The following is a 16,068-nucleotide window of genomic DNA, read 5'->3' on the forward strand; positions in this document are numbered from 1 at the left end:
GGTTATTACATCGATAAATGAATATTTATTCAGAGCACTTTATTTCAATAGCACCATGAAAAAGAACCTAGGTCCTAATTTTATCACCTGTCCTATACCTTTCTTCATTTTTTTATTCCTTTTTTTCAATTGCCATCCATTATTTGCTCAAATAAACTCCAGTAAAGGACTGCCAACAATCACCACATACTTCCCAAGAGAATACAAAGGCCACAACCAAATCTGGAACATCATTCAGGATGAAAGGGGGTTTATGTATTTCGGTACCAGTGCAGGTATTTTAGAGTATGATGGCGCAAATTGGAACAAATTGAAATTCCCAAAAACTTCCAGTGCGATTAGCAACAGGGCATTTTACAAAGATGCCACAGGTAGGATTTTTTATGGTGCTTTGGGTGACCTTGGTTATTTTGACTTGGATGAATACGGCAACACCAGGATGGTTTCTTGGCTTGACTTTATTCCTGATGAATTCAAGGTATTCAATGATATTTGGACCATCCATCAGGTAGGAAAAATTCTTTTTTTTCAAACTAGGGATATGATTTTCCTTATTGATATCTCAAGTGGAATCGAATCACCTAAAGTGGAAGTGTGGAAACCCGACACCGCATTCATGTATGCATTTTATGAAAACGGAGATTACATCGTACACCAACAAGAACTCGGAATTTTTAAAATATCAGAAAACAAGCTTGAACTGATTCCGGGAAGTGAATTTTTGGGTAAGGAGAGAGTACAGGTGCTACTGCCCTATTCATTTGAAAATTCAAATTCAAACGGACTTTTAATAGGGATGTTTGCCGGTGGCATGTACCTCTACGATGGAAAAGATTTTAAACTTTTCCCAACAGAAGGATATAATACTGAAGGTGCCACTAGATTATACAAAGGGTTAATTCATCCAGATGGAAGGTATATTTTGGGATTTGCCGGAGCAGGAGTAAATATCATAGAAAGAAATGGGGAGGTCCAATACAACTTCGACCTCAATACAGGAATCCCAGATGAATCAGTATATGCGGTTTACATGGACAAGGCAGGAATACTATGGATCGGTACTGAAAATGGGATAGCTAAAATTGAAATCTCATCTCCCTTGACCCGTTTTTCATTTTCTAAATCAAGCAATACAAATATCATTTCTTTAAACAGTTTGGGAAATGATCTGTATTTGGGAACTCCTATCGAAGTTTTGAAGCTTGACCATAAAGACGGGCTGATTAAGTCCGTTCCAGGTGTTCCTTTTTCCCAGATTTTCAGAATGGCGAGAGATGGAAAGGATTTACTGATAGCCACAGAAGGACTTGTCGCTATCAGGGATGAAAAAATAATTCCCATAAGAGAATCCATAGGAGGCGATTTTCAACTACTGGATGTTTTGGTTTCCAAATATTATCCTGATTTAATGTATTGTAGTGGTGCCTTCGGCATTTCAATTTTAAAAAGAGCCATTGTCTCAGGAGGAGAAGAAGGCTGGGAATTTTTGGGAAATATTGCGGGAATTTCGAAGGATGTTTACAGTCTGGTGGAAGATGAAGATGGGGTGATTTGGGGGGGGACCCATGCAGAGGTGGTTTATAAAATCAAGTTAGGAATAACTGCCTCCAAGGAATATGACCTGAAAAGCACCAAAGTGGAACTGATAGGTTCTGAACAAGGATTAAAGAATGCCCCGGGATCTGTTTCAAAAATCAAGGATAAAGTCTTTTTCCCGACAACAGAAGGTTTTTTGACCTACAACAAAACTACAAATGAATTCGAAAGAGATTCTGTTTTTAGTTTTTCGGATAAAAAGGTGGAATTATCAGCAGAAAATTCTCTTTTGATTGAGGATAAATTGGGCCGGGTATTGGTATTGTTTGGGTCTGAAAAAAAACTCGCAATCCCACAGTCTGACGGAAGCTATATCCTTGAAGATTATCCTATAAATTTATTTACCGGCGAAATAATCTCTGCTTTTTATTCGGAACCCGACAGTACCATCTGGCTGGGCTCTGATGAAGGACTGATTAGAATCGATGGAAATAAAAAGCTACAAAGTGATAAAAGCTTCTCCATTTACCTTACCGAAATTATTGCAGGACCGGATACCCTGAGCAGAATTCCCCAATTGGAAAAAGGTAGTATTCCACAACGGGATTTTAAAAACAATTCAATAAGATTTGGTTTTGCCTCTCCTTTTTTTGAGCAAGAGCACAGGACCGTTTATCAGACATTTTTGGAAGGATTTGACAAAGATTGGTCTGTTTGGGGTAGAAATACCTTTAAGGAATATACCAATCTTTCCCCTGGTAATTACACATTTCATGTCCGAGCCAAGAATATCTACAACACGGTAAGCGAGGAAGCCACATACAAGTTTATCATTTTAAGTCCCTGGTATGCCACCTGGTGGGCCTATTTGATGTATGTCTTACTGCTCATATTGATTATCACAGCAATTGTCAAATTTCGCTCCACCAAGCTGAAAGCAGAGAATAGGATATTGGAAGAAAGGGTGCTGGAAAGAACCTTACAGCTGGAAAGGTCACTTACTGACCTCAAATCCACTCAAGCCCAACTCATCCAATCCGAAAAAATGGCCAGTCTTGGTGAACTCACCGCAGGTATCGCCCATGAAATCCAGAATCCACTGAATTTTGTGAATAATTTCTCAGAGGTCAGCAGCGAGTTGGTGGAAGAGATAAAAAGTGAAAGGTCAAAGGTGGAAGGTGCTAGAGACGAAAATCTTGAAGATGAACTGTTGGATGATATCGCTCAAAATCTCCAGAAAATCAACCACCACGGCAAGCGGGCGGATGCAATTGTAAAGGGAATGTTGGAGCATAGCCGGTCAAGTTCAGGTGAAAAAGTGGTAACGGATATCAATGCCTTGGCACATGAGTACCTGCGCCTCTCCTATCACGGCATGCGGGCTAAGGATAAATCATTCAATGTGGAATATGAGACCCATTTCGATCCGGATCTACCCAAGGTAAATGTGGTGCCTCAGGATATGGGACGGGTCTTGTTAAATATCTTCAACAATGCTTTTCAGGCGCTTAACGAGAAAGACCTTCCAGGTTTTTTAGACGACGATAAAAGAAATCTGGAAGGTCTTCGCCCCATCGTTACCGTCTCCACCAAAAACTTTGGTGACAAAATCGAAATCTCCATCAAAGACAACGGTCCCGGCATCCCCGAAGAAATTAAAGACAAAATCTTCCAGCCTTTCTTCACTACTAAGCCTGCTGGACAAGGGACGGGATTGGGGTTGAGTTTAAGTTATGATATTGTGAAGACGCATGGAGGTGAGATTAAAGTGGAAAGTGTAGAAAGTGGTGGAACAGAGTTTTTTATTCAATTGCCTGTTGTATAAATCATTCCTCCCCGATTGAGAATTCCTCCAAGGCTTATTTCATTTATTTACCACATAGAAGCATAGTTGACATAGAGGTTTTTCCGTTCAAAATAATTTGAAATCAAATTGTTTTACATCATAAAAAGAATATTTGAGGAGTAAGCCATCACAAAACTTATTGTACAAATATCAATAAAATTCAAAAAACGATGTGGCCTATGTGCCCTAGGTGGTCAACCCATTTTGAAACTTACCAAAGTACTCAAATGCCTTTTTCATTTATTTACCAAGCCCCATTGTTTCCCATCAAAATGTATGGATGAGCATTTTACCCGGAAAGTATTTGGGTACTTTGGGACAGTAAAACCCTGTGTTCATCCTTTTTCAATTGAATAAAACCCCACATTTTTTAATTTGGAACAAGTCTTAAAAATTAAATTAAAAAGCAGGATTTGTCAGCAAAAGCTATTTCCGACAAGTGCCTATAAATCAAGGTAAAATATCTATATTATATGTTAATCTGGCAGTTAAAAATTCAATATCAATCAGATAAACAAGGTCAATTAAATTATTTATTGAACGATTCAAATAATGATTATTCTATCTGGGTTAAGGTTAAAAAAAGCTGTTTTAAATGCTATTAAGTTTGGCTAATCCTTATAGGATGAATGAATAAAAAAAGCTTCTTTTTTTGCCTGGCTGATTTTAGGCACATTTTAATTGTTCCGACAACGGGAAATCATTGCTGAAAACAAAAGACAAGTCTATGAACGCACACAAACATCCAATCCCTGCTAGCTTAATTGTTTTATTAATTCTGTTCAGTTTTTCCCCTACTAGGGCACAAACCATTGAAACCCAATTTATCTCCGTTTCTGATGGATTGGCCTCCCCTTTCGTAAGGGATGTCATCCAAGACAGGTATGGTCTGATCTGGGTGGCTACCTCCAATGGATTGCAGAAATACGATGGATTGAAGTGGGAATCCTTCAAAAATATCCCCGGAAAACCTGCAAGTCTGCAGAGTGTAGACATCTGGGGTTTGGCCGAAGATGAAGACCATAACCTTTGGGTGGCAAGTGGTCTTGGTGTATCCAAGTATGACCGGAAGAAAAATGTCTTTATCAATTATGATTTTACAAGAGAGTTCAGCTTGTATGAAGGGGCTGGAAGAGCTTTCAACATTTTCATTGATTCAGATAAAAAGATTTGGGCCACCACTGAGTTTGTTGAACTGGTTTTCTATGACCCTGCTTCCGACAGTTGGAAATATCCCAAATACGAAGTACCTGGGATAGATGAACCATCCCATATGGGGTTATCTTTGGGAGTGACTGAAGATAAGCTGGGTGGGCTTTGGTTTGGTTCCTCACTGTATGGCTTGATGCATCGCCCCAAAGGCCAAGAGGCTTTTAAACCAGAGCAAGTTTCCTTTAGAGGCGTAGAGTTTTTTAGAGAAAATGAAGAATTTATTACTGACCTCTATGCGGATACTTTGGGGATGCTTTGGATCACGACCCGAAACGGGGTTTATAAATACAATCCTGAAAACAAGTCCCTTGCTGTGCTCCAAGAATATGATCAGCGCAGACTTACAGCTGATTACCTCTGGAACAGCATTCAGACAGATCCCAATGGGGATGTTTGGATTTCAAACAACTCCAGAGGAATATTGAAATTTGATGGTCTATCTGACTCCTTTCAGGAAATGAGATTTTCCGAAGCCAATAGGATTTTTTCGGGTGGATGGGATATCACGCTCACTGATTTCATGATTGACAAGAGTGGGATATTCTGGTTTGGGAATACCACAAAGGGTCTCATTAAATACAACCCTGTCAATAAACCATTTACGTATTTTTCACATGAACCTTCCAATCCCAACAGTATCAGTCCGAACGGAGTTTTTGGACTCTTGGCTTCCAAAGCCCAGCCCGGAAAGGTTTATGTAGGTACCCGAGGCGGAGGAATCAATGTATTTGATCCGGAAAACCGGACTTTCAGCAAAGTGAAATACAATGCCGTCAATGACATGTTTGGAGGTTCGGTGAGGGGTATTTTCGAAGACGATGATGGGACACTTTGGCTGGGCACCTGGGGAGATGGTTTGATCAAATTGGACAGGAATTTTAAAGAGGAAAGAAGGTATACCATCGCTCCAGATTCCGAATCGGGTCTATCCAACAATCAGGTTCGGGTAATCAAAAGAGCAAAAGATGGAAAACTCTGGCTAGGCACCAACAATGGTCTGAATATCCTTGACCCAAGAACCGGAAAGGTTCAAAAAATCCCAAGTACGTATTCCCGCCCCTATCCCGAAGAGGTCATTGAGTTGGTCAATGGATTTTTAGAGAGTAAACAAAAAATCGCTTCCATTGAAGAAGTGGGCGATTTTCAGGATCTGAGCCAATCACTTGAAATTAAAGAGGCAGGCAATTACTTGGTTGTCAGTGTAGGGGAAGGGGATTTTAGAAGCATGGCAGATTTTGGTTGGCTAGAAAATGAGGGCAAGGATACCATCAGTGGTTTGGTGGATTTTCGCAGGTCCTATTATGCAGGTGGGGCAGCCAAAAACAGGATCTTTATGGAACAAGTCTCCCTCGAGGCCGGGAAATATTCCCTCCGATACAAGACCGATGACAGCCATAGTTTTGGCAAATGGAATGAGGATCCACCAGATCGAATACCCCTGTATGGAATTGCCTTGATCAAAATGGCAGATCAAAAAATAGAACAGACCTTGACGTCTTTTATGGATCAAAAAGACAAGGGATTGACAACAAGTGGGGCCAACATCTTTACCATAGAAATCGGTGCACAATACAACTGGCTGGGAACCAACAATGACGGACTCAACAGAATCGATCCAGGCACCCTCATCTATACGGTGTTTTCCCATGATCCCCGCGACCCTAATTCGATCAGCAGCAATTTCATCACCGGGCTTTTGGAAGATGAAAAGGGATTTCTTTGGATTACAACAAATGCTGGATTGAACAAAATGGACATCCATACTGGTCAAATCACGCGGTACACAGAAGAAGACGGTCTGCCTACCAACCTTACCGAGGACATCATAGCAGGGGAAAACGGGGAGATGTGGATCTCCACACAAAACGGAATCTCACAGATGGTCACCAACGAATCCCTTGGAAAAGTAACCTTCATAAACTACAATTCAGATGACGGTTTGGGAGGAGATACTTTTATTTCATTGGCAGGTATCAAGACATCGGATGGCAGATTTTATTTTGGCGGAGATCATGGACTGACTGCTTTTGGCAATATTGCCGCCAACAATATCCCTCCTAATTTGATCCTATCCAACTTACTGGTTTCCAATAAATCAGTGTTTGATATGGGAGATGATTCTCCCCTACTCACAGATTTGGGCAGTTTGGATCAAATCACTTTAAAACATGACCAAAATGCCCTGAGTTTTGAATTTGCTGCCTTGCATTTTTCCAATCCAAAGAAGAATCAGCTTGCCCATAAGTTGGAGGGTTTTGATGAGGATTGGATCTATGACAACAGAAATTTTGCCTCTTACACCAACCTTGATCCCGGCGAATATACCTTCAGCATCCGTGGTTCCAATGCAGATGGGGTTTGGAATGAAGCAGGAAAATCCCTCAAAATCATCATCCTCGCACCTTGGTGGAAGACGGGCTGGGCTTACGCGGCTTATGCGCTTTTGTTTGCCTTGGCAATTTTTGCTGTTGACCGGGTGCAGCGACGCAGAATCATGCTGAGGGAGCGGGAAAAAGTAAGGGAGAAGGAATTGAAGCATGCCAAGGAAATCGAAGTGGCCTATGAAAACCTGAAAGCGGCCCAGCATCAACTGGTGCAACAGGAGAAACTTGCTTCCCTGGGTCAGCTTACCGCAGGTATAGCGCATGAGATCAAAAACCCCTTGAATTTTGTGAATAACTTTTCGGAACTCAGTGAGGAGTTGATTGTAGAATTAAAGGAAGCACTCGATAAGGGAGACACTGAAGAAGCCAAGGAATTGGCCACTGATATCAAGATGAACCTGCACAAAATCCATGAACATGGCAGCCGTGCAGACCGAATAGTCAAATCCATGCTGATGCATTCAAGAGGTGGTGAAGGCAAAAAGGAGCCCACTGATTTGAACCTGCTGCTCAAAGAATACACCAACCTGGCATTTCATGGCATGCGTGCCGGCAAAAATCCGATAAATGTGGATTTGGTCTTTGCGCTCGATGAACAGCTCAAACCCATCCCGCTTATTTCAGAGGATTTTAGCAGGCTGGTAGTCAATCTGGCCAACAACGCCTTTGATGCTATCAGAGAAAAGGAGAAAAGCTGGAAGGTCAATAACGAGAATTTTAAGCTGGTCAAGGCCAATGGGAACGAATCAGTCTTGGAGGAAGCAAAATATCAGGCCCGTTTAAAAGTGGTTACTCAGAAAAAAGGAGATGCCGTGGTCATCATTTTTGAAGACAATGGCATAGGGATCCCGACGGAAATCAGAAACAAAATCCTACAACCGTTTTTTACCACCAAAAAAGGCACAGATGGGACCGGATTGGGCTTGAGCATCACCAATGACATTATCAAGGCCCATGGTGGAACTCTGGAAATAGAATCAGAAACTAACCAATTCAGCAGATTTATAATTACACTCATTTAAAAAGATAAAACATGAAATTTTTAATAGTAGATGATGAAAAAGATGTCGAGATGTTGTTTCGGCAAAAACTCAGAAAAGAAATCAGAAGCGGGACCGTAGAACTGGAATTTGCTTTTTCGGGTTTGGAAGCCCTCGAAAGACTCCGTTCCCAAAAGCCTCCGGAAGTTCTCTATATCTTTTCAGACATCAATATGCCGGGGATGACAGGACTTGAGCTACTGGAAAAAGTGAAGGATGAATTTCCCCAGATCCAGGTGAGTATGATCTCTGCCTATGGAGACAGTGAAAACCACGACAGGGCAATGAGTTCAGGGGCAAAGGAGTTTTTCACCAAACCCATAGATTTTGATTCACTCAAAAACGAGGTAGAGCAAATTCTTAAGGAGCAGGCCTAAACCATTTACCCAATCAATTTGATTACCTGATGCATAATGAAATAAGTAAGGTATTAGCCGCACGGAAAGTTTACGATACCTACTGGGAAAGCTACACCATTGGAGACTTGGAAACCTTCGCCTCCACTTTGGATGATTATTTTGAAATGATCGGAACTTCAGAAACTGAAGTCTGCCATTCCAAAACTGATGGGATCGAATTTTTGAAAGCCCAACTGCACGAGGTAGTTGGTAAAGTAGAGATGCGAAACAGGCAAATTGATGTAATTCCTGTGGACAATTTGATGCTGGTCAATGAGCAATGCGATGTCTATGTCCTTACGGACTCAGTATGGAATTTTTATTCTAAAATCAGATTATCCACTTTTCTAAGAGAAACCGAATCAGGATGGAAAGTATTTCAGCAGCATGGTTCGTTTCCTGATATGCGGGTGCAGGAAGGGGAAACAATTGCCTTAGAGAAAATCAGCAAAGAAAACCTTGAACTCAAGGATGCGGTCAAGCGTCGCACTGCCGAACTGGAAAACAAAAACCGGGAATTGGCCATCGAAGCGGCTCTTGAGAAAGTGCGAGCTGTGGCCATGAGCATGAAAAAACCCGAGGATATGCTCGATGTCTGTCGGATTATTTCGGACCAGTTGCAGGATTTTGGAGTAGAAAAAATTCGAAATGTTCAGCTTGCAATTATAGAAGAAAACATCGGGCAATACCTCTGCTACCAGTATTTCACTCCTTACGAAAAAACCACCATAGAAAAAACCGAATACCTCAAAAGTCCGGTAGAACATGGCATGGTCAAGCAGATGCTTGCTTCTCGGGACGGTTTTTTTATCGGTAATCTAATCGGTGAGGAACTCGAAGACTTTCGCACACACCGAAAAGAAGAAAACCATTTTCCTGATCCATTTTTGGATAAAGCCACAGCATTGGATTATTGTTTTTTGTCCATTGGGGAGGGGGGACTTGGACTGACTTTGTATCAGCCAATTACTGAAGATGTTTTGACTTTGTTCAAGCGTTTTCATCAGGTTTTTTCCTTGGCTTACCAGCGGTTTCGGGATATCCAAAAAGCGGAAGCGCAGGCGAGAGAGGCACAAATAGAGGCAGCGCTGGAAAGGGTCAGGGCCCAGACCATGGCCATGCACAGCAGCGAGGATGTGGGGAATTGTGTGGTCAAGATGTTTAGTGAACTCACTGCCTTGGGAGTGGATGGAGGGACCCGATTTGGAATTGGAATCTTAAATCATGAGAACGAAAACAATCAACTTTGGACAGCTCGCAAAACCGGAGAGGAAGTCAACATGCATATCGGCAATATTGATATGGCCTCGCACCCTTTGCTGAAAAGTGCCCGACAGGCTTGGAAAGCACAGATTTCCTTCCACAAGTATGTATTGGAAGGAGAGGATTTGTTGGATTACTACCAAATGCTCAATAATGCGCCTGACTATAAAATACAGATACCTTTAGAAAAATTACCAAAAAAGGAAATCCAAAACTGTTTCATATTTGAGCATGGATTTTTTTATGCCTTCAGTCCCAATGAATTCCAACCTGAATTGATTCACATTACCAAACGTTTCAGTTCTCTGTTTGAACAAACCTATAGAAGGTATTTGGATTTGGTTAAAGCAGAATCCCAAGCCCGTGAGGCAGAAATCGAGTTGTCTCTGGAACGGGTTAGGGCAAGGACCATGGCCATGCACCATACCGAAGAACTCAAAGAAGTCATTCAGGTAGTATTCGACCAATTTGTGGGATTGAATATCCATGTTGATCATGCCGGATTTATTTTGGATTACAAAGAACGGGAAGATATGCATATTTGGCTGGCAGACCAACAACAAGGAGTGCCCACCGAAATCACCATTCCCTATTTTGATTCGCCCCATTGGAACAGTTACCTCGAGGCCAAAGCCAGGCAAGAATCTTTCTTTGCCAACCTGCTCCCTTTTGAAGTAAAGAACAATTTCTACCGGGATCTTTTCGCGTTGATTCCGGAATTGACGGAAGAAGCACGGCAAGCCATTTTCAGCAAACCGGCACTTGCCATCTCCACCGTATTGCTGGACAATGTGGGATTGTATTTTGAGCATTATTCAATGACTCCCTATACGGCCGAAGAGAATGCGATTCTGATGCGCTTTGGAAAAGTATTTCAACAGACCTACACCCGCTTCCTCGATCTCCAAAAAGCTGAAGCCCAGGCGAGGGAAGCACAAATTCAATTGGCATTAGAGAGAGTTCGGGCCAAAACCATGGCGATGAAAACCCAGTCAGACCTACTTGGCATTATTGAATTATTCGGCCAACAACTTAGTGATCTGGATGTGAGGTTCACTGACGTTACCTTTATTGAAGGAGCCATCACAAAAACTAGAGATTGGGAATTATGGAGTTATGTCCCAAGTGCAGATAACCTCACACACAAAATTCACATTCCCTACATTGATACTCCATACTTTACCAAAACAGCTAAGGCTGTTGAGGAGTATGAAAGGACAGGCAATCCTATTCAGACTAAATTTTTCTCAAAAGAAGAAAAAGACGAATTTCTGGATCACTATTGGAAATATGCGCCTGCTGTTCCAGAAAAAATTATGGGTTTAGTTTATTCCAATCCCGGTTCAACAATTGTGGATGCGTTTTTGGAGGAAGTAACCGTTTCCATAGTTCGCTGGGATCTGAAACCCTTCACAGATGAGGAACTTTCAATTTTTGAACGTTTTGCAAAAGAATTTAAGCAAACTTATACCCGCTTCCTTGATATCAAAAAAGCGGAAGCACAGGCAAGGGAAGCACAGATAGAAGCTGCACTGGAAAAAGTCCGTTCCCGGTCCTTAGCCATGCATAGAAGTGATGAGCTAAAAGAAGTGGTCTCTGTTCTTTTCGAAAAATTAAAAGACCTGCAAATCCCATTTACTGCCGTTGGCATCGCCACAAACATGGAAGGATCAAAAGATTTAAATGCTTTTGTCTGCGGTCAAAATGATGCTGGCCTGGTCATCACTAATTATCGTCTTCCTTACTTTGATAATCCGGTACCTAAAGATTTATACGGGGCCATAGAAGAGCAATTGGATTATTATGTGGGCCATTATTCAAAAGAAGAAAAAGATGCCTTCTACAACTATGTGATTGAACATACTGCTGAATTCAGGCATTTGCCCGAGGATATCAAGCGCATGATATTCGATAGCACCACCTATACCATTTCCATGGTGGCGGTTAAGAATGCAGTGTTTAATGTAAATGATTTTGAAGGGAAGGTATTAGCTGAAAGTGAAATCGACATCATCAAGCGTTTTGCTAGGGTTTTTGATCAGGCTTATATCCGCTTCCTTGATCTCCAGAAAGCGGAAGCACAGGCGAGGGAAGCACAGATTGAAGCGGGATTGGAACGGGTACGTTCCAAAAGTTTGGCGATGCATAAAACTGCTGAACTACAAAGTGTGATCCATGCCGTTCATCAGGAGTTGCTTAATCTGAACATATCCATTTCTGGCGGATCTTTTATTGTCATCAACAATGAAATTGATAATGAAATCCAATGTTGGGGTTCGGGCGGCACTGCAGACACTTCGGATAGGATCCATATCCCCCACTTTGAAAAACCATTCTATACTCATCTATTAAACGGGATAAAAAACGGTCCTGGATTTTTTACCGAGGAATACACCCAAGAAGAGAAAATAGAATTTTTCACCTTTTTATTTCAGCACGAGCCTTGGTCAAAACTGAGTGCCAAAGAGAAAAATAATACGCTATCAGCACCGGGCGGATATACACGATCTTGTGCTGTATCTAAGCATACAAGTATTTTTATAATCAACCACTTTGGAGAAAAATTTTCTGAAGCTGAAAATGCTATTCTCAAACGTTTCGGAAAAGTATTTGACCAAACCTACACCCGATTTCTTGACCTCCAAAAAGCCGAAGCACAGGCAAGAGAGGCACAGATAGAACTCTCCCTTGAGCGGATCCGGTCCCAGGTCACTGCCATGCAGGAATCCTCCGATTTACTCGATATTGTAGTAACCATGCGGGCCGAATTTGTTAAGCTTGGTCATGAAGCGCATTACTTCTGGCACATGCGTTGGCTGCCGGAGCGGTATGATAAAGCGATGACTTCCGGTGATGGTACCAAAATCGGTATGGTGATGACACTTCCCCGGCACATCCACGGAGATATACCTTTGGTAGCCGATTGGGAAAAGACGAAGGAGCCCACCGTAGTTCTTGCGATGGAAGTAGAAACGGCCGTGGATTATGTTCACAAAATGATCACCCTCGGTGATTTTGAGCAAGTGGATCCTCAAGCGCCTACGCTGGATGAAATCCGGCATATTGGCGGCCTCACTTTTGTAATGGCACGAACCACACACGGGGAAATCGGTTACAGCCTGCCGGGCGTAGTGACAGACCCACCTAAAAATGCGGTAGATACCTTAATACGTTTTGCCGGAGTCTTCGATTTGGCCTATAAGCGTTTTGAAGATTTGAAATCCGCAGAGCGGCAACACCGTGAAGCACAAATTGAACTGGCCCTCGAGCGTGTGCGAGCCCGCACCATGGCAATGCAAAAGTCCGAAGAACTTGCAGATGCAGCCTTTGTACTTTTCGAACAGCTTAGGGCATTGGGCGGCAATCTCTGGGGCACAGGATTTGGCTTGTGCCAAGAGCATGTTGGAAAGGATGAATTTTGGTTCGCCAATGAAAATGGGGTATTCCCGCCCGTTGCTATTCCGAACACCACTGATCCTGCACATAAGCAAATGTATCGGGAATGGCAGAAAAAAACTGATTTTCTATCCATTGAAAAGTCAGGAGCAGCGCTCAAGAGCCATTACGATTACATGTTGTCCCTTCCGGAGGTCAGGCTGTTTTTCCAAAAAATCATTGACGAAGGACTTTCCTTTCCTGAAAAGCAGCAGTGGAATGCCGCCTATTTTTCAAAGGGGTATTTATTGATCATCACGCTGGAACCTTATCCCGAACCGGAAATCTTTAAGCGCTTTGCCAAAGTTTTCGAACAAACCTACACCCGCTTCCTCGATCTCCAAAGAGCCGAAACCCAGGCAAGGGAAGCCAAAATCGAAGCAGCCCTCGAAAAAGTCCGATCGCGAACGATGGGCATGCAGTCAAGCGATGAGCTGCCTGAAGTAGCCAACCTGCTGTTTACAGAAGTGAGGTCGCTTGGTATCCCTGCCTGGAGTTGTGGCTACAATATTCTCGCTGAAGATAAAAAAACAGCTACTGCCTGGATGAGTAGCGAAGGAATCATGCAAACGCCTTTTCAGCTTCGCTTGTTTGGTGAAGCATCTTTTGATGAAATGGGTGAATTCATTCCGAGTGATCATACAATGTTTGTTCAGGAACTCGGTGGTAAAGCGTTGGAAGATCACTATGCCTACATGAAAACCTTCCCCGACCTGCAATCTACATTTAAGAACATTGAAGAGCAGGGACTCTCTCTTCCCACCTATCAGATCAACCACCTCTGCAAATTCGGCCACGGATTTCTCCTGTTCATCACCTATGAGCCAGTTCCGGATGCTCATGGTATATTTAAACGCTTTACCTCGGTATTTGACCAAACCTACACTCGGTTTTTAGATCTGAAAAAGGCTGAAGCGCAGACCAGAGAAGCTCAAATTGAAAATGCGCTTGAGAAAGTGCGCTCCCGGTCCTTGGCCATGCAAAGCCCTGATGAACTGATTGAGGTAGCGGAACTGCTAAGGGAAGAAATGGGTGCATTGGGCGTAGAGGAATTGGAAACCAGCTCCATATACATCCAGGATGAAAGCAGCGGATTGACCCAATGTTGGTTTACCATCAAGAATCCGGATAACCCTGACAAAGCGATAACAGACCAGATGACTATTGACCTTCAGGATACCTGGGTGGGCCGAAAGATGGATGAATTTTACCGGTCCAAAGCAAAACAAACTTCCATCCTGATGCAGGGTGAGGGAAGGATAGAATGGATCCGATATTGTGAAGAAAAATGCGACCTCTTTGGGACCAGCAATTTTTATGGAGAAACTATTCCCGATCGTACCTATCATTTGTACAAATTTTCCAACGGCTATATCGGTGCCGCAGCTCCAGGAGAGATTTCCTCAGAAAGCTGGGAACTTTTAAAAAGAGCTACGGCAGTATTTTCTTTTGCCTATACCCGTTTCAGGGATTTGCAAATGGCCCAAGCCAGCGCCCGAACCGCCATGCGACAGGCTTCTTTGGACCGTGTTCGCGCTGACATTTCATCCATGCGAAATGCTGATGACCTTGACAGAATCACACCGCTGATTTTTAAAGAGCTGACCGTACTGGGTGTTCCATTTATCCGTTGTGGGGTTTTTATCATCCAGGAAAACCAAAAAATAGTCGAAGCCTACCTTTCTTCACCAGAAGGCAACTCGCTTGGGGTTTTGCGGCTTCCCTACAAGGCCAGCCAACTCACCTATCAGACGGTGGAGGCCTGGCGGAAGGGAGAGGTGTTTAAGCAGCATTGGAACAAGGAGGACTTTATCCAGTGGATCAACCAATTGATGAAAGAAGATCAGATTCAGGATGGCAGTACTTATCAGGGTACCGCAGCACCTCCCGAATCTCTTGATTTGCATTTTGTTCCATTTACCCAAGGGATGCTATATGTTGGTGCAGTCAGTCCTTTGGATGAAAAGGAATTGGAATTGGTACAGACATTGGCCAAGGCTTTTTCTATTGCCTATGCCCGCTATGAGGATTTTGTCAAGCTGGAGCAGGCCAAGGCCGAAGTGGAATCCGCCATGAACGAACTCAAAGCCACCCAATCCCAACTCGTCCAACAGGAAAAACTCGCCTCCCTCGGTCAGCTTACCGCCGGCATTGCCCATGAGATCAAGAATCCGCTGAATTTTGTCAATAACTTTTCTGAGGTGTCAATTGAGATGATTGAGGAGGCTTTGGAAGAGATGGAGAAGCCACTCCTTCCTATAAGTCAAGATGCGAGACCTGCCTCACTGGCAGGCAGGGACGAGACACTTATTCGGGAAAATCTGGAGGATATCAAGTCCAATCTGCAAAAAGTCCATCAACATGGTTCACGCGCCAATGGCATTGTGACCTCCATGCTACAACATTCAAGAGGTGGATCAGGGAAGAAAGAACCTACTGATTTAAATGCCCTGATCAAGGAATATGTCAACCTGAGTTTTCACGGGATGCGGGCAGGAAAGAATCCGATCGATGTGGAAATCGCCTTGGATCTGGATCCTGATTTGGCCATGGTGTCTCTGATCAAAGAGGACTTTACCAGGGTGATTATCAATCTGTGCAATAATGCCTTTGATGCGATGCGGGAGAAGGTTATGAAGACACAAGACACAAGACACAAGATACAAGATGGGGATTCTGGTGATTTTCGGTATGATCCGAAATTAAGGGTGACCACAATGCTTGAGAATGGTCGGGTTCGGTTATTACTTGAGGACAATGGGCCGGGAATACCCGACGACATCAAAGATAAAATCCTGCAGCCTTTCTTTACCACCAAAAAAGGGACTGAGGGAACAGGGCTGGGGCTGAGTATTACGCATGATATCATTAAAGCCCATGGAGGGCAATTGAAGTTGGAAACCAAAATAGGTGAAGGTACTGCCTTCATCATTCAATTAGAAAAAAAGGTATAG

Annotated in this window: 4 protein-coding genes; all 4 read left to right on the top strand. The window is 42.9% G+C overall.

Annotation, left to right across the window (positions count from 1 at the left end; all coding sequences use genetic code 11):
• Positions 1–55 precede the first annotated feature (55 nt).
• Positions 56–3,361: an ATP-binding protein gene (locus H1A14_RS23325; RefSeq protein WP_194775882.1), complete on the top strand. Its 3,306-nt coding sequence runs from the start codon at positions 56–58 to the stop codon at positions 3,359–3,361.
• A 748-nt stretch (positions 3,362–4,109) separates the two neighbouring features.
• Positions 4,110–8,000, top strand: coding sequence for a sensor histidine kinase (locus tag H1A14_RS08905; protein WP_194775883.1), 3,891 nt, complete (start codon positions 4,110–4,112; stop codon positions 7,998–8,000).
• An 11-nt stretch (positions 8,001–8,011) separates the two neighbouring features.
• Positions 8,012–8,395, top strand: coding sequence for a response regulator (locus tag H1A14_RS08910; RefSeq protein WP_194775884.1), 384 nt, complete (start codon positions 8,012–8,014; stop codon positions 8,393–8,395).
• Between the two features lie 29 nt (positions 8,396–8,424).
• The gene (locus H1A14_RS08915; protein ID WP_194775885.1) at positions 8,425–16,068 is read left to right on the top strand and encodes an ATP-binding protein; all 7,644 of its coding nucleotides are present in this window, start codon (positions 8,425–8,427) and stop codon (positions 16,066–16,068) included.

It is taken from the genome of Pararhodonellum marinum (genome assembly GCF_015354735.1).
Classification (GTDB): Bacteria; Bacteroidota; Bacteroidia; order Cytophagales; family Cyclobacteriaceae; genus Pararhodonellum; species Pararhodonellum marinum.